The sequence below is a fragment of the Lactiplantibacillus xiangfangensis genome, assembly GCF_001438845.1.
Taxonomy (GTDB): domain Bacteria; phylum Bacillota; class Bacilli; order Lactobacillales; family Lactobacillaceae; genus Lactiplantibacillus; species Lactiplantibacillus xiangfangensis.
Genome location: NZ_JQCL01000006.1, coordinates 1 through 19,480, shown reverse-complemented (window position 1 = coordinate 19,480; position 19,480 = coordinate 1). Strand labels below are relative to the sequence as shown.

17 protein-coding genes, 1 tRNA gene and 1 pseudogene are annotated in these 19,480 nt (G+C 43.2%); 14 read left to right on the top strand and 5 right to left on the bottom strand.

Annotated features, from left to right (window positions below; translation table 11 throughout):
• Positions 1-206 precede the first annotated feature (206 nt).
• From IV64_RS00355 to IV64_RS00340, 4 genes are all read left to right on the top strand, one after another.
• Positions 207-410 (top strand): cold-shock protein, encoded by a 204-nt coding sequence (locus tag IV64_RS00355; RefSeq protein ID WP_057705176.1) that lies wholly within the window; start codon positions 207-209, stop codon positions 408-410.
• Between the two features lie 164 nt (positions 411-574).
• Positions 575-1,585, top strand: coding sequence for a Gfo/Idh/MocA family protein (locus IV64_RS00350; protein ID WP_057705175.1), 1,011 nt, complete (start codon positions 575-577; stop codon positions 1,583-1,585).
• 12 nt (positions 1,586-1,597) lie between these two features.
• Entirely contained in the window at positions 1,598-2,947 is a 1,350-nt protein-coding gene (locus IV64_RS00345; RefSeq protein ID WP_057705174.1) for a DEAD/DEAH box helicase, read from the top strand.
• Positions 2,948-2,998: 51 nt separating this feature from the next.
• A tRNA-Arg gene (locus tag IV64_RS00340) sits at positions 2,999-3,071 on the top strand.
• 130 nt (positions 3,072-3,201) lie between these two features.
• Here the strand turns inward: IV64_RS00340 and IV64_RS00335 are convergent.
• Positions 3,202-3,729 (bottom strand): hypothetical protein, encoded by a 528-nt coding sequence (locus tag IV64_RS00335; RefSeq protein WP_057705173.1) that lies wholly within the window; start codon positions 3,727-3,729, stop codon positions 3,202-3,204.
• Positions 3,730-3,931: 202 nt separating this feature from the next.
• Positions 3,932-4,372: a universal stress protein gene (locus IV64_RS00330; protein WP_057705172.1), complete on the bottom strand. Its 441-nt coding sequence runs from the start codon at positions 4,370-4,372 to the stop codon at positions 3,932-3,934.
• A gap of 137 nt (positions 4,373-4,509) precedes the next feature.
• On the opposite strand from IV64_RS00330, the pseudogene IV64_RS00325 reads away from it, so the two are divergent.
• Positions 4,510-5,823: pseudogene (locus IV64_RS00325) on the top strand (PTS transporter subunit EIIC).
• A complete protein-coding gene (locus tag IV64_RS00320; protein ID WP_057705171.1) occupies positions 5,813-6,676 on the top strand; it encodes an alpha/beta hydrolase in 864 nt (287 codons plus the stop codon). The pseudogene IV64_RS00325 and the gene IV64_RS00320 overlap by 11 nt, the downstream one beginning before the upstream one ends.
• Positions 6,677-6,835: 159 nt before the next feature.
• Here the strand turns inward: IV64_RS00320 and IV64_RS00315 are convergent, their stop codons facing one another.
• Positions 6,836-7,036 carry a hypothetical protein gene (locus IV64_RS00315; protein ID WP_057705170.1) on the bottom strand — a complete coding sequence of 67 codons (201 nt, stop codon included), beginning with the start codon at positions 7,034-7,036 and terminating at the stop codon, positions 6,836-6,838.
• Positions 7,037-7,230: 194 nt separating this feature from the next.
• Here IV64_RS00315 and IV64_RS00310 point away from each other — a divergent pair, with 194 nt between their 5' ends.
• On the top strand, positions 7,231-7,683 hold the full coding sequence (locus IV64_RS00310) for a hypothetical protein (protein ID WP_057705169.1): 453 nt from the start codon (positions 7,231-7,233) through the stop codon (positions 7,681-7,683).
• 408 nt (positions 7,684-8,091) lie between these two features.
• Entirely contained in the window at positions 8,092-8,655 is a 564-nt protein-coding gene (locus tag IV64_RS00305; protein WP_057705168.1) for a hypothetical protein, read from the top strand.
• Positions 8,656-8,714: 59 nt separating this feature from the next.
• Here IV64_RS00305 and gdhA read toward each other — a convergent pair whose 3' ends face one another.
• A complete protein-coding gene (gene gdhA / locus IV64_RS00300) occupies positions 8,715-10,061 on the bottom strand; it encodes an NADP-specific glutamate dehydrogenase (RefSeq protein ID WP_057705167.1) in 1,347 nt (448 codons plus the stop codon).
• Between the two features lie 219 nt (positions 10,062-10,280).
• Here gdhA and IV64_RS00295 point away from each other — a divergent pair, with 219 nt between their 5' ends.
• From IV64_RS00295 to wecB, 3 genes are all read left to right on the top strand, one after another.
• The gene (locus tag IV64_RS00295) at positions 10,281-11,456 is read left to right on the top strand and encodes a serine hydrolase domain-containing protein (protein ID WP_057705166.1); all 1,176 of its coding nucleotides are present in this window, start codon (positions 10,281-10,283) and stop codon (positions 11,454-11,456) included.
• A gap of 135 nt (positions 11,457-11,591) precedes the next feature.
• A complete protein-coding gene (locus IV64_RS00290; RefSeq protein ID WP_057705165.1) occupies positions 11,592-13,412 on the top strand; it encodes a glycoside hydrolase family 53 protein in 1,821 nt (606 codons plus the stop codon).
• 214 nt (positions 13,413-13,626) lie between these two features.
• Positions 13,627-14,748, top strand: a complete 1,122-nt coding sequence (gene wecB, locus IV64_RS00285; RefSeq protein ID WP_057705164.1) for a non-hydrolyzing UDP-N-acetylglucosamine 2-epimerase — start codon at positions 13,627-13,629, stop codon at positions 14,746-14,748.
• Between the two features lie 128 nt (positions 14,749-14,876).
• Here the strand turns inward: wecB and IV64_RS00280 are convergent, their stop codons facing one another.
• A complete protein-coding gene (locus tag IV64_RS00280; RefSeq protein WP_057705163.1) occupies positions 14,877-15,818 on the bottom strand; it encodes a glycosyltransferase family 2 protein in 942 nt (313 codons plus the stop codon).
• 152 nt (positions 15,819-15,970) lie between these two features.
• On the opposite strand from IV64_RS00280, the gene IV64_RS00275 reads away from it, so the two are divergent.
• The 3 genes from IV64_RS00275 (at position 15,971) to IV64_RS13990 (ending at position 19,080) form a co-directional block, all read left to right on the top strand.
• Positions 15,971-16,885: a YihY/virulence factor BrkB family protein gene (locus IV64_RS00275; RefSeq protein WP_057705162.1), complete on the top strand. Its 915-nt coding sequence runs from the start codon at positions 15,971-15,973 to the stop codon at positions 16,883-16,885.
• A 200-nt stretch (positions 16,886-17,085) separates the two neighbouring features.
• The gene (larD, locus tag IV64_RS00270) at positions 17,086-17,799 is read left to right on the top strand and encodes a D/L-lactic acid transporter LarD (RefSeq protein ID WP_057705161.1); all 714 of its coding nucleotides are present in this window, start codon (positions 17,086-17,088) and stop codon (positions 17,797-17,799) included.
• Between the two features lie 306 nt (positions 17,800-18,105).
• Positions 18,106-19,080, top strand: coding sequence for a beta-1,6-N-acetylglucosaminyltransferase (locus IV64_RS13990; protein ID WP_338033729.1), 975 nt, complete (start codon positions 18,106-18,108; stop codon positions 19,078-19,080).
• Positions 19,081-19,480 lie beyond the last annotated feature (400 nt).

The following is a 19,480-nucleotide window of genomic DNA, read 5'->3' as shown; positions in this document are numbered from 1 at the left end:
ATTTTAATGAGATATTCCACGAAAAATCAGAATAAAAATCGGCATCACTTGTCATCGGGTGGGTGAGTGTGTTAATCTATAATATGTAATTGGCATTTAACAGGAGTTCAGAAGTATCATTAGTTTGCTACCTTGCAAATTCTTTTAGGTGTTGATAACATAGTTTCGTTACTTTAGATTTGATAATCCTAGGAGGATTTGTATTTATGAAAAATGGTACTGTAAAATGGTTTAATGCTGATAAAGGTTTTGGTTTTATTACTGGTGAAGATGGCAACGATGTATTCGTTCACTTCTCAGCTATCCAAGTTGACGGTTTCAAGACCTTAGAAGAAGGCCAAAAAGTTACTTTTGACGAAGAACAAAGCGATCGTGGCCCACAAGCTACTAACGTTGTTCCTCAACAATAATCAAACTTTTAAAAAGTTGCCCGCGGGCAACTTTTTTTTTGCCATTAAACAGGCCATAAATTTCAAAGTTCCAAGGCCCTATTTCGTTCGTAAAACTGGTAGAATGAAAGTATCAGTAAGCGCAACCAGTCACAGCGGTTGCCGTTAACGAGAGGGGTATTAGCATGTTAAAATTAGGAATCATTGGAACCAACTGGATCACGCAACAATTTATTGACGCGGCGAATGAGTCGGGTGAATGGCAGCTGACGACGGTTTATTCACGGCACAGTGAGACGGCCCAAGCATTTGCGGACAAAAATCACGCCGGGGCAATCTTTACGGATTTAGAGCGCTTTTTCAGTCAAGGTGACTTTGATGCCGTCTACATTGCATCGCCAAATAGTTTGCATTTTGCCCAAGCGAAGCTCGCTATCAAACACGGCAAGCACGTCATTGTTGAAAAACCCGCTGTGGCTAATCAGGCTGAATTTGAACAGTTAGACGAATGCTTAGCTACTCATCCAGACGTATTGCTATTTGAAGCCGCACGTCAGATCCATGAAGTTAACTTTAAACGGGTCAAGGATCAAATCGACCAGCTTGAACAGGTCCAAGGCGCTACTTTAACGTACATGAAGTACTCCTCACGGTTTGACGCCGTGCGGGCAGGCGAAGAACCTAACATTTTCTCACTGAAGTTCGCCGGTGGGGCTTTGCAAGACCTCGGTGTTTACTTGGCCTATGATGCGGTTGGTTGGTTCGGTATGCCGGATGAGGTGGCCTATTACCCAACCTTGTTGTCAACGAAGGTCGACGGGAAGGGCTTGGCAGTTTTGCGTTACCCAGCCTTTACGGTGACACTGAACGTGGGTAAAACCAGTAATTCGTTTTTGCCATCTGAAATTAACGGCTTGCAAGATGCCATTGTGATGGATAACGCGGCTGAGCTGGGCAAAGTCACTTATCACGACGTGGACGGCAAGGCCCATAACATCGGTGTTCAGCCGGACGCTAACCCAATGCTCGCGGAAGCCCGCGACTTTGCAATGGTAATCAATGATCCAGCCGGTCATCAAAAAGAATATCAAGCATGGCGGCAGTTAAGTCGCAATGTTAATAAACTATTATTTAATTTACGGCAGTCCGGACACATCTACTTTTCCGATGACGAACGTGATTTAGCCGATAAATAGAAATGAGGCACTATGTTAGACGTATTTAAAACAAAGTTTGCAGCGCAGGGCTTTACGGAACCGTCACCCATTCAAACGGCGGTAGCGGAACCCATGGCTGCGGGCAAATCAGTCTTAGGACTGGCCCCGACTGGTTCGGGGAAGACCCTGGCCTTTACTTGGCCAATGTTAGAAATGGTGCGCCCTGGTGAAGGGGTACAAGCCTTGATTTTAGCACCATCACAAGAGTTAGCGATGCAAACGACCAACGTTGTCCGTGATTGGGCACAGTTAGTCGACGCAAAGGTCTTAGCCATTACTGGTGGGGCCAACGTGAAGCGCCAGACTGAAAAGCTTAAGAAACATCCAGAAGTCGTCGTTGGGACGCCGGGACGGGTCACTAACCTGATTGCGGATGGTAAGTTGAAGCTTGGGCATTTAAAGCTCATGATCGTTGACGAAGCGGACGAATTGCTGACGGATGAAACGCTTGATCAGATTCGAGAGATTTTAGACGCAACCTTTGCCGAAACGTTACAATTGGGCTTCTTTTCAGCAACCGAAACGAAGATTTTGGATGAACTTCCTCGTTGGTTTGGCCAAACGGTTGAAAAAATTGACGTACGGGCCATCGACCAGACGCAGGGTGTCGTGCGCCACCGTACGATGGAAGTCGGCAACCGGCAACGGGTCAACTTGCTAAAACGGATTAGCCGCGTGGACCGTCTACGGGCGCTAGTGTTCTTTAACAAGATGCAGGAGTTACAACACGTGGCCGTTGAATTGCGGCACCAACACGTTAATTACGTGGCGTTAACGAGTAATCAGCGTCAGGTTGAACGTGAAAAGGCGTTGCGGCTGTTTCGCCAGGGTAAGGTTGAACTGTTATTGACGACTGATTTGGCTGCCCGGGGATTAGACGTTCCCGAATTACCAGCGGTTATTAATTACCAGTTGCCAAAAGACGTGACGACTTATATTCACCGTAGTGGTCGGACCGGCCGGATGGGCGCCGAAGGGTTAGTCTTGACTATGGGCGATGATCACGATATTCGTGACTTCAAGAAGCTGATGGCGGAGACGAATTACGAAATTAAGCCCGGTTACTTAGTTGGTTATCAAATCGTGGATAACAAGCCTGATCGGGTAGTACCGCCGTTGACGTTTGACCATCCAGAAAAGGCTGGGGAGGCGGCGAATGGTCGCCACCGGGTCGGTGATGCTGGGCATCCTGACAAGGTTAAGCGTGTCGCTGAGACTAATGATCAATTAGTGAAGCCGGCCAAGGCAGAAAAAGCCATGCCAAAGAAGCATAAGGGGCACAATAAGCATTCCAAGAAGAAGGGGATGCGGAAAAAGAACCGCGACCGCTTCGGTAAATAGGTAATTGCCAAATGACGCAATCCGTGAGATGATATTTTACGGATTGGTTATGGTCTCATAGCACAACTGGATAGGGCACCCGCCTCCTAAGCGGTTGATCCCGGTTCGAGTCCGGGTGGGATCAATAAATTCAGTTTTAAACTGCTTCATATCAGCGATTACGGTTGATATGAAGCGGTTTTTATTTTGAAAAAAACAGTAATAAAACATTAGGCGACTGAAATTGATTATGCCAATTCCAGTCGCCTAGTGTTTTATAGATTATATTGATGGTACGATTCCTGACAAAAGTGTGCGAGTTGCTCAGTCAGTTTAAGTTGGTGCGGTGCAAACTGTTGTAACTGGTCACGCAGGGCGGCGGGCAGTAAGTTATACTGACGCTGCTGATAATCGGTCACCGCAACTACCGTGACCGGGACAAGTTGCCCAGTACGGTATTGATGGCTAGTTGCGGCGTTATAAGCATTGATGGTCGCTGTGAATTGACCGTGATTAACGCGAGACCAGGCAGTGGTGCTGGCTAGTGAGCTGGCGACTGAGGAAACGTCCGTCGTGCCTAGGGCGATAATCTTAGCCCCAGACGGTGCGTTAGTCGTCCCCGTGACGCGCCATTCACCGTTGTCAGTGGCCGTGATCCGTGTTAGCCGAGTTTGAAATAGGCGCTGATCCCCGACACTGGCGTCGGAGTTATCATAACCAATGAATAAAAAAGATAGGCCTAGAATTGCTAGACCGATGATTGCAATCAGGCTCCCCAAATAACGTGGTTGTTTATGTCGCATGCTAATTTCCCCCAAAGATTTAAGCACTGTAATAATTGTTTGACACAGGAATCAGTTGGCTACTTAATGATACTACGGCTGCGCATTGTTGAACTTAAAACTTCGGTGAGAATTTGGCGGTCATTTGAATGTCGATAAAACAAAAATGAGGATTCAGAAAATAGCCAACTTTTCTGAATCCTCATTTTTATGCGCTTCATTTTTAGCGAATGACCATCACGTTGCAAGGGGCGTGGTCGACCACGTAACTAGTTGTTGAACCCACAGCCACCCGGTGGGGCGAATCTTTACCAGTGGCACCGAGTACAATCAAATCAATTTCAGGGTGTTGCTTAGCGTAGTCCTCGATGGCCCGTTTAGGAATCCCGTACGTGACTTCGGTTTTGAAATCAGAAATCGTGGTAGTGGTTACGAATTGCTGTCGCTGCTGCATCGCGTCTTGAGCGTGCGCGGCTTCGGCGTCGAGTAATTCGGAAAGGACCGGATCAAGCGCTGGCGCATGGTAGGCACTATCGTCGACAACGTACAGTGCGGTCAGTTGGGCCGCATGCCGCTGGGCGATGTTGACTGCTTCGGTAAAGGCCGCTTGTGCAGCTTCGGAACTGTCGACAGGAACTAAGATGTGCGTGTAACGACTAGGCATAGAAACCACCTCCATTTATATTTATTATAATTATAAATGATATCAAGACGAAGACGAAATCAAACGCACTTTATAAGTGGCTGCGGTAGGCAGAGCTAGCGGATAAGCGTATATTTAAGACAATTAAGTTTTGGGGGATGGGTACCATTAAAAAGCTACAACGCGGATTGTTAAATTTTGAACGGGTCGTTGAGCGCAAACGGTATTGGCGCGCGTTGCGAGATTCCTTGACGTTGCTTTTTCCATTTGTGCTGATCGGCACTTATATTAGTTTAGTTAACCAAGCAATCTTTCAAAAAAACGGCTTTTTAAATCATATTTACGGACTGAGTCACTGGGTGCCTGGTTTTTCGCAGTTAACGACTTATACGACGATGCTAAGCCAAAGTATTAACGGAATTATTGCAGTTATCGTGGCGTTTGCGGCCGCCAATTTTGTGGCGCGTTCCGCCCAACGTGACAACTTATTGGCTGGGATTAGCGCGGCCATTAGTTTTATGATGCTGAACTTTAACTACGCCGTCTTTAACCGGCGTGATGCAAACGTTCCTCGGGTTTTAGAAGATAACTTGGGGACGCAAGGCATCTTTTTAGCCTTACTAGTAGGGCTGGTGACGGGATGGCTATTTACGCACCTAGTCCGTCGACCACATACCCACCAGGCCATTGAGACGCAGTAACATTTGTTGTTACGGGCACGGTGTAACTGGTTACCCCTCGTCGTGGGTGTGATTTTATTTAGCGGCGTGGGTTACGGGGTTAGCTTCGTTAGCAAGTACGGCTTAAACGGCCTATTTTACAAAGTTTTTACGTTGCCGTTTATTAATCCCGGTGCCATGTTGAGCACGATGCTGGGGACGACGGTCTTAAGCAATTTATTTTGGTTGATTGGGATTATTGGCCCCGTTGATTACAGCGGCAATAGTGCCATCAGCACGGTTCAAAACTTACAGTACGCTTTACAGCACGGCTCGGCTTGGGGAGCGCCGAACCCAATCACACTGCACACCGTTTTTGACAGTTTTGCGAACGTTGGGGGTCCCGGGATGACGTTAGCGTTAGTTATTGCCATTTTGTGGCGTTCCCATAATCAAAGCTACCGCGCCGTGACTAAAGCGAGTTGGTTACCAGCGATTTTTAACTTTAATCAACCTTTATTAGTCGGCTTACCGATTGCGTACAGTCCGATTTTAGCGATCCCGTTTGTCTTGGCACCGGTGGTTAACATGGTGATCAGTTGGGCGGCGCTAAAACTGCAACTGATGCCCCCAGTCGTTTATCCGGTCGACCGCACGACGCCGGGAGTCCTAATTGGTTGGTTAGGGACCGGTGGCGACTGGCGTGCGTTAGTTGTCAGTCTAATTAACCTTTTAGTAGCGACGGCCATTTATTTGCCATTTGTCCTACTCGCTAACCAAACTGAGGGGACGGTGGTCAAAGATGAAGCGTAATTGGTGGAAATGGGTTCTTGGCTTGGTTATCTTAGTTGGCGTTTGTTGGCCAGCTTATACGTGGTCGCAGGCTAACATTAAAACGTTAAAAAATGCGGGCCGAAGTCAGATGGCCCCAGTTATTATGATTCCCGGGTCGAGTGCGACTCAGAACCGTTTCGATAGTTTGATTACTGAGTTAGGGAAGGAAACGCCGAAGAAGCACAGCGTTTTAAAGCTAACGGTTCAAACGGATGGTTCGATTAAGTATAGTGGAAGCATTGATAATCGGGATAAGGAACCGTTTATTGTGATTGGCTTTGCCAATAATAAGGACGGTAAGGCCAACATCGATAAGCAAGCCGTTTGGTTGAATACCGCGCTAAAGGAATTAATTAAGACTTATAAATTTAATCACTTCTCGGCATTAGGACACTCTAATGGTGGCTTGATTTGGACATTGTTTTTAGAGCGGTATTTAAAACAAAGTCCGAAAGTCCACGTTGATCGGTTAATGACGATTGCCTCGCCGTATAACATGGAGTCCACGAGTACGACGGCTAAGACGAGTATGTTTAAAGAACTATACAAGTACCGCAGTGGGTTGCCAGAATCGCTCACCGTGTACTCGATTGCGGGAACCGAGAACTATTCTAGTGATGGGACGGTACCAGCCAATAGTGTGAATTACGGCAAGTACATCTATCAGCACCAGGTCAAGCACTTTACTGAAATAACGGTGACCGGGGCGAATACGGCCCATTCGGATTTACCGCAAAATAAGCAGATTGTAGCATTGATTCGGCAATACCTCTTGGTTGAAAAGGTTCCTGATCGGATTCGGCGTCAGAATCAGCAACAACCCCGGCAGTAAGAGTGAGATAAAAGGCGACTAATTTGTGAGCATTAACGTGGTATCAGGGATTATTCCCGGGTTTGGAATGGGCCCTGATACCGGGTTAAGCGGAGCAAATTGCCTTTTAGCGCACGTTTCTGAACCGCTAGCTTTAGGCATCGCGTAATTTAATTTTGTTTAACGTCGGTGCGAATATCTCTTATGGTGATTCTGTTTAACGTGGTGACGCTTTGAAATATTTCGTTTAAAGCGCCAGCGTAAGAAGGTTCGGGGTGCGCGGACACGCATCGCCTGTGCGGTGACACCGGGGGTTGCAAGTAAGCCAGTGCCCAAACTCAAAATAATAATGGCGGTCATCAGTTTGCTCTTCTTAATCATAATTCCTCCCTAATCAAACTCATTGATTAGTTTAAGGGTTATAACGAAGTTCGTCAATCAATCTCAGATTAATGATCTTTACGGCAAGTTAATCAAATCTTGATGAATTATTCACGAAAAGCACGGAAATTTGATTGTATTTTTGACCTATTTCCTTTATGGTGAAGGTATTATATAAAAGGGAGTTTCCATCTATGAATATTGAAATTTTAAACTCAGCTATCCAAGATTTACATTTCCAAATCGTTTATGATCGTGATGAATCCAAAGACGAACCTGGCCAAGGCCAATTCAGCTACACACCAGCTAATCCCGACGTTAAGAAGACTTTTGGTGACGACGTGGTCCAAGCACAATTAAACGTCACTTATAAAGAAGACATGTATGACTTATCCGCAACGGTTTTTGCAATCGTACGGTTGAGTGGTGAAATGGTCGGTATCATTGAACGTCAAGCAGACGACAAGGGTGTTGAAGATGATGAACAGGACATGTTGAATAACCTTAACGGTGCAATTATTCCTGCTTTATCTGCTAAAGTTCGTGCTTACGCCGCATTACTTTCAACTGAAGCAAGCAATTTTGCGATTATGCCCGCTGACTTTGACGATAGTGAAGCGAACCAAGACGGTCAAACTAACGACTAATAAAGAGAAGCTTGCCTAGTTGGTAAGCTTTTTTTATTATCCCTAAATTTATCGGCCATAATTGTGTAAGCGCTCACAATGATGCTATAATAAGCATTGACCTGATTAGGTCAAACAACTTAAAAGTTGTGAATATGGTGTCAAAGGGTGTAGTTGAAGTCAGCGGATCGCTGATTTCGTGAGTGAAGCTTGCGCTTAGCTATCTGAATCGGGGATGGCAAGTTAATTAATTTAAATTGTCAGCGCACATATTTGTCATAAGATATTATTCAAGCACATAAATGAGAACTAAGTGGCAAGCTAAAACGGGGTCGAATTACAATCGTAATTTGATCCCGTTTTTGACCTATTTAAAGGCTGTTATTTTAGTGATGAAAGCGTATACTGACGGTGAGGGGAGTGACCGTTATGTTTAAACCAATGACGTCTGTTTTTGCTAATCATCAGATTGCTGGCCATTACCGGGCGATTGACCGTGCTCAGAAGTGTATTGTCCCGTTTCACTTTGAAATTCAGGGGCAGGAGTACCCCAAACCAGAGCCTGAACGTAACTGGCTTCGGCGGTTATCCGGCACCCGGAGTGAAAAATATGCCATTGTGGAGCTGACACCACGGCAAGTCGTTTTGTGGTCGCCAGAGGGACGCAACCTTGGCGAGATGCCGTTGAGTGCGGTGCAACGGATCCAAATCGGGGCGATTCGTTGGCACGTTAGTCAGGGGCTTGATCCCCGGCACGCTTTTCGGGCCACGATCTTTGTTCTAACGGATACCGGTAATTATTATTTTGCTAATTCTGATATGGAAGTTTTACCTGCTATTTTTAAATTTGCACACGAACACGGTATTCCGGTTGAAGATCCGTTGCGATTGATTCCACTATTAAAGCTTGGTTGGAAGGTCGCAGCACTGACTTTACACGAGACGTATTCACAGCTAGTGGCCCACACGGGTTATCCAGATGATAAAGTTTAACAAAAAAACGCAGTTCAGAAATTTTAGATTTCTGAACTGCGTTTTTTTAAGTTGCAAGCTTAGACTAAGCCTTGTGCGAGCATTGCGTCGGCAACCTTGGTGAAGCCAGCGATGTTGGCCCCACTAAGGTAGTCGCCGCTAACACCGTACTTGTCGGCAGCTGCTACCGAGTTTGCAAAGATGGTTTGCATGATGGTCTGTAAGCGACCGTCAACTTCTTCGAATGACCAGCTGAGCCGCATGCTGTTCTGACTCATTTCAAGGGCTGAGACGGCAACGCCACCCGCATTGGCGGCCTTAGCTGGGCCGTATAGCACGCCAGCTTTTTGGTAGGCGGCAATGGCTTCGGGGCTACTTGGCATGTTGGCCCCTTCAGCAACGGCCTTGGCACCGTTAGCAATAATCGTTTGGGCCTTAGCGCCGTCAATTTCGTTTTGAGTGGCACATGGCAAGGCGATGTCGTAGGCTAAGTCGGCGTTCCAAACACTGCCTTTTACGTACGTTGCGGTTGTGATGCGGTCGGCGTATGCCTTGATCCGTCCACGTTCAACTTCTTTAATTTGTTTAACTAATTTGAAGTCGATGCCATTTTCGTCGATAACGTAGCCGTCAGAGTCTGAACAGGTGATCACTTTGCCACCAAGCGCTTCAACCTTTTGAATGGCGTAGATGGCGACGTTACCCGCGCCTGAAATGGCAACGCGTTTGCCCGTAAATGACGAGTCGTTGGCTTTTAGCATTTCGTTAGTGTAGTAAGCCAAACCGTACCCGGTCGCTTCGGGACGTGCGAGGGAACCACCGTAGCTGAGGCCCTTACCAGTCAAAACGCCCCGGTCTGCGCCGCGTAGACGTTTGTACTGACCGTATAAGTAGCCGATTTCACGGCCACCGACACCAATATCACCAGCGGGAACGTCGGTATCAAGACCGATGTACTTGCTGAGTTCAGTCATGAAGCTTTGGCAGAAACGCATGATTTCGTTATCTGACTTTCCCTTAGGATCAAAGTCAGAACCACCCTTACCGCCACCGATAGGGAGTCCGGTTAAAGCGTTTTTGAAAATTTGTTCAAAGCCGAGAAATTTAACGATACTTAAATTCACGGAAGGGTGTAAACGCAACCCACCTTTATACGGACCAATGGCTGAGTTGAATTGAACTCGGAAGCCCCGGCTGACCTGAGCATGACCAGCATCGTCTAACCATGGAACGCGGAATTGAATGACGCGTTCGGGTTCCGTTAAACGTTCCAAAATATTAGATTCGATATATTCGGGATGTTGTTCAAAAACGGGCGTCATGGTCTGTAAGAAGTCGTGGACGGCTTCTAAAAATTCAGCTTGATTGGGATCACGGTGTTCGATGACCTCATAAACGTGTTGTAGGTAGTTAGTTGCTTGACTCATATAATCATCCTTCCATGTTATAAGTTAACTATGGAACTAAGTTTAATGGTTTTGTTCGGTAATTGCACGAGTTAAAATCACTAAAATTTAGTCTTTTTTTAGTTATTATATTCAACTTTACCCTGAATCTTGGTTTGGTCGACTAACATTAACGTTGTTCTGCGTGCTTTTTTTTCGGGTGCGTCGTACGCTATGGATACAAGATTGGGGGGCTTTGGGATGAAGAAAAAGTCGTGGTTAGTTGTGCTTGGAATACCAGGATTGTTACTGATAATTGGATTGGGCCTGTGGGGGAGTCAGCAATTTAATCGCCAAACCCAACGTGCCCCTAAAATGGCGCGCATTAATAGTACCCGGGTAGTTCCGAAGAAAAAGAAGCCTGCGCCTAAAAAGCAACCAGTACAAAAGCCCCTTCCAGGGCAACTGACCGAAGCACAGGCGATGAGCAAGATTGATGCTTTAATTAAAAGTCATAACATTATGGGCACGTTACTGGTGACGACGAACGGTCCGGCCGGGGTAAAAACGAAAACGTACGGGTACGCTGACCTGTCTAAAAATACGCGGAATACGGCGACGGAAGTTTATCCGTTAGCGTCGTTACAAAAAGCAGTCACAGCAACCGTTGTGCAGCATTTAATCAATAAAGGGCAACTCAGTATGACGACACCGTTGAGTAAATTTTATCCGCAGGTACCGTACGCAAATCAGATCACGATTCGTGAATTGTTAGACCACCGTTCGGGAATCCGGATGAAAGAAACGACACCCAAATCGATTTTACCAACTGAAAAGGCGCAGATTGATTTTACGTTGAAACACGTGCTCTCAACGGGCAATCACGCGTATTTTTATACGAACGCGAACTTCACGATATTAGCGGGTGTGATTCGGAAGGTGTCACATAAATCTTACATGACGATGTTGCAGAACGTGGTCATTCGGCCACTGGGACTGAAGCATACGTTTGGTTATGACGAGATTCCTGGTAATATTGTTAATCCGTTGGCCTACCGCTTAACGAATGGACTTTCACAGGGAACCATCTTATCCAAGCCACTGCAGTCTAGTGAGTTAGGTTGTGGGAGTTTGTATATGAGTGTGGGTGACTACTATAAGTTCATGTATCAACTGCAGAGTGGCGAGTTGCTTGGTCAAGCCGGGTTGGCGGAGTTAACGAATAATTTTGCGTTCCAGTATTCGGGAGGCGTCTATTATCAGCCTAATGGGCACATTCGGGTTGGGGGAAACGATAATGAATTCCACACGTATTATATGGGAACCCGGGATGGTAAAGTTGCCCTCGTGTTGTTCGAAAATCAAGGCGTTTTTTCGACGGATAACCAGGTGGCCTACGAAATTCAGGATATCTTAATGCAAACGGTGAAGTTTTAAGTAATCAGGAGAAAACGCAGTTGTTGACTAAATAACTGCGTTTTTTTGGTGAAATGTATTTTAATATAACTATATTTGTGAGATTATAAATGACGTATGATTAGTGTAGTTTGTAGAAAGCGGGGAAAATTAGTTATGAAACACAAAGGATTACTGGTTGCGGCCGTTTTATTGGGCTTGAGTTCAGTTGGACTCAATGCGCAGGCCAATGCCGATGGGACAACCAATGTCAAGAATGACAAGGTTAAGGTTGCGCCCGTCAAAGGGGTCACGAAAAATACGATTCGTGGGGTCGATATTTCTAGTTTGCAAGCTGAGTTGAATGCTGGTGTAAAGTATTACAACTACAAAGGTGAGCAACAAGATATCATGCAGACGTTGGAGGATGCTGGTGTTAACTACGTACGGTTAAGAATTCTCAACGATCCTTACGATAAGGATGGTCATTCTTATGGTGCGGGTGATTCAACACTAGCTAACGCAATTAAGACTGGGAAAGATGCGACTAAGCATCATATGAAAGTTTTGATTGATTTACAATATTCTGATTTTTGGGCTGATCCTGGTAAGCAAGCCTTGCCAAAAGCTTGGAAGAACTACACCTTCGAACAAAAGAAGCAGGCTGTGCATGATTATACTAAGAAAGTCATGCTTGCAATGGCGGATGCTGATGTGAACGTTGGCATGGTTCAGGTCGGCAACGAAACGACTAAGGGCATGATGCAGGAGTCTGACCCGGCTAAGTATATGCAATATTTAGCTGAAGGGGTTAACGCAGTTCATAAGTACGCCCCTAATGCATTGGCCGCAGTGCACTATGAATCACCAACCGCCGCTTCTTTTGACAAGATTGCCGGTGAGTTAAAAGCTAATAAAGTTGATTATGATGTGATGGGTGCAACCTTCTATCCACATTGGAATGGTCCTGATAATAAGCTAATTGGTGCGGAAAATGTCATCACTAAAAAGTATGGTAAGAAGTTTGCCGTAATGGAAATGAGTTACCCATACACCACTGATGATATGGATGGTCAGCCGAACATTGTTGGAGATATTAAAAACCCGCCATTCAAGATTTCTGTCCAAGGACAATCTGATAGTATCAGTGATGTTTGGAAGACAGTGATGCAAAATGGGAATGGCAAGGCCCTTGGTGCGTTCTACTGGGAACCTGCTTGGATTCCAGTCAAAGCTGGTTGGAATAACTACCAATACAACCGCGATATGGATGAAAAGTATGGGACTGGCTGGGCAACTAAGTACGCTGCTGATTATTACGGTGATGCCGGTTATGCTGGTCAAAAAGCTAATGTTGATGCTTACTGGGGTGCTTCTTCCTATGATAACCAAGCGCTCTTTGATCCTAATGGGAACCCATTACAATCCTTGTTGACTTTCAAGCAAATGATGGGTAAGAGCATTACCAAAGAAAAAGGTAAAGTAGCGAACTATTATAAGGTCAAAAAGGCAAGTGTAAGCGCCAAAGCTTATGATCTCAATGGTTCCAAGAGTAACTTTACCTTTAAGACTGCGTTTAATCTGAAAGATGTTAAGTCTAAGTATCTCAAGGTTGATAAACGTGCTTATGTTGCTCGGACCAATGGTAAAACATACTTGTACTACCACATTAAATCAGGTAAAAACGAAGGCTGGGTATGGCACAAGTATGTGACACGTTTGGATAACAAGATCACCAAGAAAACGACGATGAAGGCTAAAAATTACAGGGTTGTTAACGGGAAAAAGTCTAAGGGTGCCGTTTACCAGCTCAAAGGTTCTTCTAAGAACTTCCAGTTCGTTAAGAAACATAACTTGAAAAACTATGCTAAGACACGTTTGATTGCAACGAAGAAAGCTCATATTACCAAGTACAACGGTAAGAAGTACCTTTACTACTACGTTCATTCATCAAACAATAAAGTTAAAGGTTATGTTTGGCACAAGTATTTAAAATAAGTAATTAATCAAAAGTGTTTGAAAACTGGACGGTTTTCGAACACTTTTTTTGGCTCAAAAATAGCTAGCGTTAGTAATTTTTTTACTGCAATCTATACCTCCTTATAATATTAATTAATAAAGGAAGATTAGCAATTAAGCAGTGTGGGTAGCCGATTAGCTTGTTAAACGTTATTATAAAGGATAAAGACTAGTGAAAATCAGGTGAATAATAATGTCAAAACGAATTAAGGTGATGACAATTTTTGGGACCCGTCCCGAAGCCATTAAGATGGCCCCGATTGTCTTACAGTTGCAACAACAGGAACGGTTCATTCCGGTAACGGTGGTTACAGCCCAACATCGCGAAATGTTGGATCAAGTGCTTGATATTTTTCACATCGCACCGGATTACGATTTGAATATTATGAAGCCAAATCAGACGTTGGCAGGAATTACCAGTCGGGTGCTGACTAAGCTAGATGCTATTATGGATGAGGTCAAGCCTGATATTGTTTTGGTACATGGGGACACGACGACCACGTTTGCAGCCAGTGTCAGTGCTTTTTATCACCAGATTCCGGTGGGACACGTTGAAGCGGGGCTACGGACATGGGATAAGTATTCACCGTATCCGGAAGAAATGAACCGCCAGTTGACCGATGTCTTAGCCGATATGTACTTTGCACCGACGGAACTAAGCCGTCAGAATCTGCTTAAAGAACACCATGCTGACAAAAATATCAGTGTAACGGGGAATACAGCAATCGATGCGCTCAATCAGACGGTCTCAAAGGACTATCAGCATGATGCGTTGAAGCTGATTCAGCCGGGCCATCGGATGATTTTATTGACGATGCATCGGCGGGAAAATCAAGGCGCACCGATGGAGACGGTTTTTAATGCTGTTAAAGCGGTTGTTAAGCAGCACCTTGATGTTGAAGTGGTTTATCCGGTACATTTAAGTCCGGCAGTTCAGACGGTGGCTAAGCGGGTCCTAGGCAATACAGAGCGAATCCACTTAATTGACCCGTTGGATGTTGTGGACTTCCATAACATGGCGGCGCGGAGCTACTTCATTATGACGGATTCTGGTGGGGTTCAAGAAGAGGCACCATCACTGAATAAGCCGGTACTAGTCTTACGTGAGACGACGGAGCGGCCTGAGGGCGTCGCTGTGGGTACGCTGAAGCTAGTGGGGACGGATGGTCAAAAGGTTACAGATGCCATGAATCAGTTACTGGATGACAAAAAAGAGTATCAACGGATGGCTGATGCGAAGAATCCGTATGGGGATGGGCATGCGGCGGAATATATTCTTGAAGATATTTATAATAAGATTAATGGAAACAATTAAATCAATTTACATTAATGTTAAACGGATGTATCATTGTGTACGGCATAGTGATAATTGTTTTGTAACTAATGCGAAATGATAAAAGCAACACCTGATAGCCAATAACGGCTGGCTATCAGGTGTTGCTTTTACTTTTTTTCTTGAATAATATACTGAGGACGATGCTTTGTTTCTAAGTAGATTTTACCAATGTAGTTACCGATAATTCCTAGGCAAAACAGTTGAATTCCACCTATGAATAACATAATCGTGACAACTGAAGCCCAACCACTAACACTGTTACCAAGTAGTAGCTTTCTGGCAATTACGATAATCATGCCAATGATTGAGAGAAAAGCGAATAATCCACCGGTAAATGTGGCGATTTTTAAAGGAACGTCAGAGAAATCAACGATGGCTTCAATCGAGTAGTTAAATAATTGCCAGAATGACCAGTGAGTTTCTCCGGCAGCCCGGGGGGCATTTTTAAACTTCAAGTAAGTCGTTCGAAAACCAACCCAGTTGAAGATTCCTTTTGAAAAGCGATTGTACTCTGGCAACTCTAAGATAGCATCAACCATTTGGCGGGTCATCAGACGATAGTCACGTGCATTAGGGATGATTTGGACTTTCGAGACCTTATTAATGACCGTATAAAATGATCTTGAGAGGAATGAACGGATAGCTGGTTCACTTTTACGATCTTCTCGCATGGTACCGACACAATCGTAATTACCACTCTCAAGTAGTGAAAGCATTTGGGGTAATAACTCGGGGGGGTCTTGAAGATCGACGTCCATGACGGCGACATAATCGCCGTTAGCATGTTGTAGTCCAGCAGCTAAGCCGGCCTCTTTTCCAAAATTACGTGAAAATGACAGGTAATGAACTAGCTCGGGATGAGCAGTATGTAATTTGCGAAACTCTGTCAAGGTTGCATCGCTTGAGCCATCGTTAATAAAAAGATATTCATGGCGAACATCTTTGAAGGTATCCGGGTTATTGGCAAAGACTTTCTCGACGGCATCAAAAAAAATCGGTACAGTAGGTTCCTCATTATAGCAGGGAACAATTAGACTCATCATTTTCATTAATTAATAATCTCCTAGTATCCGGTTTATACTGTTAGCTTACCACACTAGTTTTGATTATAGCTGCTATTTAAGGTACGAATGTAAAGATGTTTAGATTTTAAATTAAAGGTATAATGTTAAGCATTAAGGTAGTCTCTGGAGATTAATAAATGAACTTAAAAACGCGTTTTCCGAAAACAATGAGGTGGTTGGAAATCATCATCAGACGTTTTAAACAGGCTAATGTAACGAACAATGCAATTATTCTGGCTTACTATGCTCTGATGTCGATTGCACCCATCATATTAATTGCTGGTAACATTGTGGCCCGTTTTAATTTGAAAACGGGCCAGATTTTAGCGTACGCTCAGGAGTTTATTCCCAGTAACATTTATCAAACGTTTAAACCCATCTTGGTTTCCTTTCTGTCGAGTGGAGGTAGTGGAAGTCTTTCAATCGGGATCGTTGTGACAATTTGGTCAGCTTCTCAGATTATTGCAGCCATTCGTCGAAGCTTGAATGAAGCTTACGGGGTAAAAAATGCTCAGGGTGCGATTGTGACCCGTTTGATGGCGTTTGTCCTCACATTAGGTTTGTTGGTCCTAATCGTTGGGCTATCGGTGTTCTTTACCCTGAGTCAAGTGATTATGGACGCCATTTTACAGATGACCCATACTTCGGAAGCATTTATTCCGAGTTGGTGGAGCCAATTATTGGCTAATAAAAACTTAATCACATTTGTCGGGATGTTTACGGTGGCCATGCTACTGTATTATTTTGTACCTAATGCAAAAGTTAAGTTGAGATATGTTTGGCCAGGTGCGCTAGTAACGACGATTGGGTGGATTGTTATTTCCCAAGGATTCCGAATCTACGTCGAGTTATTTGCACGGCGAGTGACCTCGTATCAAACAATTGGAAGCTTGATCGTATTAATGTTTTGGTTGAACTTTTCAGGCATCTTGTTGATGTTTGGTGGGGTAGTCAATGCGACGGTTCAAGAATGGTTTGAAAAGAATATTGAGCCGAAATCACCCCGGGTTATGCGGCGGTTACGAAGGCGAATCAAGTATTTCCGCAAGTAACGCTTTTAGGTGGGCAATTGATTTGAAAAGACTGGTAATTGGCGTAAAACTGAATAATTTTATAATTAGAACCCTATGCGGTTCTTTTTTTGTGTATAATGGTCTTCGTGAAAAAAAGGTTGTTACTTTCTGAAAAGTTAGTTTAACGAACCTACTTAAAAATAAAACGGCGTCACGAGCGCCACAGGAGGAGAAATATTTTGATTCATCAGCTTCTGGCAGAGTTCATGGGAACCGCTTTGATGATTATTTTTGGTGTTGGTGTACATTGTAGTGAGGTTTTAAAGGGAACTAAGTACCGCGGTTCAGGTCACATTTTTGCAATTACAACTTGGGGTTTTGGGATTACCATTGCGCTATTTATCTTTGGTAACGTATCAATTAACCCGGCCATGGTTTTGGCTCAATGTATTTTAGGTAATATTAAATGGGCTTACTTTATTCCGTATTCAGTTGCAGAAGTTTTAGGTGGGGTTGTTGGTGCCGTGATTGTTTGGATCATGTATGCTGATCACTTTGCTGCTTCTGCTGATGAAATTTCTCCAATTACGATTCGTAACATTTTCTCTACCGCACCAGCAGTTCGGAACTTACCACGGAATTTCTTCGTCGAATTTTTTGATACGTTCATTTTTATTTCTGGCATTTTAGCTATTTCTCAAGTGAAGACGCCGGGGATTGTTCCGATTGGTGTTGGTTTGTTAGTTTGGGCCATTGGTATGGGGCTTGGTGGTCCAACCGGATTCGCCATGAACCTTGCACGGGACATGGGACCACGAATTGCACATGCTATTTTACCAATTAAGAACAAGGCTGATAGTGACTGGCAATACGGTGTGATTGTTCCTGGGATTGCACCATTTGTTGGGGCAGCTTGTGCGGCATTGTTTATGCGTGGATTTTTCGGAATCTAACTAAGTTGAGTAGCTGGTTGACAAACGGTTATTGATGAAAAATTTAAAAAGGAAAACAATTCATGTTTAAATTGTTTTCCTTTTTTTAATCCAGTGATATAAATTTTCTTATTTATAGTAATTAATAACTTGATTTAAATTCAGTTTTACGTTACTTTATTCGTAGTGGTTTGTTAGTTTTCCTTATTTTCTTTCTCTGAAATTAAGAGGTACAACAGACCTCTTCTTTATTCTACTATAAACAGTTGATTAATAACCAAAGAGTAGAAATATTCAACATACAATGAACAGTTAAAGCGGTAAACAATCAAAAACGTATTCAGGAGTCTGATAACAACGAATAAAAAACACGCATATTTAATTATAGCCAATAGAAACTTCCATCAATTACAAAGATTAATTTCTCTACTTGATGATTCTCGAAATGACATCTATATTCTTATTGATAAGACATCGAAGGAAGCTCGTACGCATTTAACTAGTAAAAAATCAGGTCTCTTTATTTTAAAAGAGATTCCAATATATTGGGGAAGCTATTCGCAGATTAAAGCCGAATTATTACTATTCAGCAATGCTGCTTTAAAACAGTACACTTATTATCACCTATTATCGGGGCTCGATTTACCCCTAACGTCTCAAAACAATATTCATCACTTCTTTGACAAACATTCAAATTGTCAATTTGTATCTTATTCGTGTATGTCAGATAAGCTTTCATTATCAATGCGTAAACGGAAACATATATTTCAAAAATCATTTAGAATTTCTCGTAAGAATCCGTTATATCTGCTTTTTAAAGGTATTAGAAAAATTGAAACAAAGTATTTAGAAAAAACTACGCATCAACTGGATGACATTAGATTTGGTTCAAATTGGGTTACACTTAGTGATGAATTTGTCCAAAAAATAGTTAAAAAGGAAAATATAGTGGATGTTTATCATCAGTTTTCTCATGGTTATTTAGTGGACGAATTATTCATACCCTATGAGTTAAAAAAATTTAAAATGCAAAACACAGTATATCATCAAGATCCAGTCCATGATATCGAAGACGAATTTCAGGGAAATCTAAGATATATCAACTGGTGGGATGGAAGTCCGTTAATTTGGACTTCGAAAAATTTTCATGAACTAGAAAAAGCTAAACAGGCAGGACATTTTTTTTCACGAAAATTTGATGAAACGGTAGATGCAACAATAATAGATTTGGTGATTAAAGAGTTAATTAACGAAAATACTATGAAATCAAATATCAAACTAAAGCAAACTGCAAACTTCTGATTAGGGTTCGGTTATCGCATATAAAAAGCAAACAGAAAAATAATGGTTTTTTGTCAAATGGCAGTTGATTAAAGATTTTACGAGAGTCTGGGACAGACAGTCATGTGCTGTCTGTCCCAGACTCTTCTTTTTCTGGATTGTAACTGCAATCCAAATTTGTTTGATTCTTGCCGGGTTATTGTTTTTCTTATAGATGAATTAAAAATTGAAATATGAAACGAATATTATTTGAACACTTTATGAAGAGAACCAAATTCTTTTGAATATGGGCGGGCATTTTTTTAGCAATTTTATTAATGAAATCTATGTTAACATTAAAATTGTATATATTAAAAATGTCTTTTTGCACTAGTCCCTGTCAAGTTGACAGATGAAATATTATAAAGTTAAATCTGTCTCT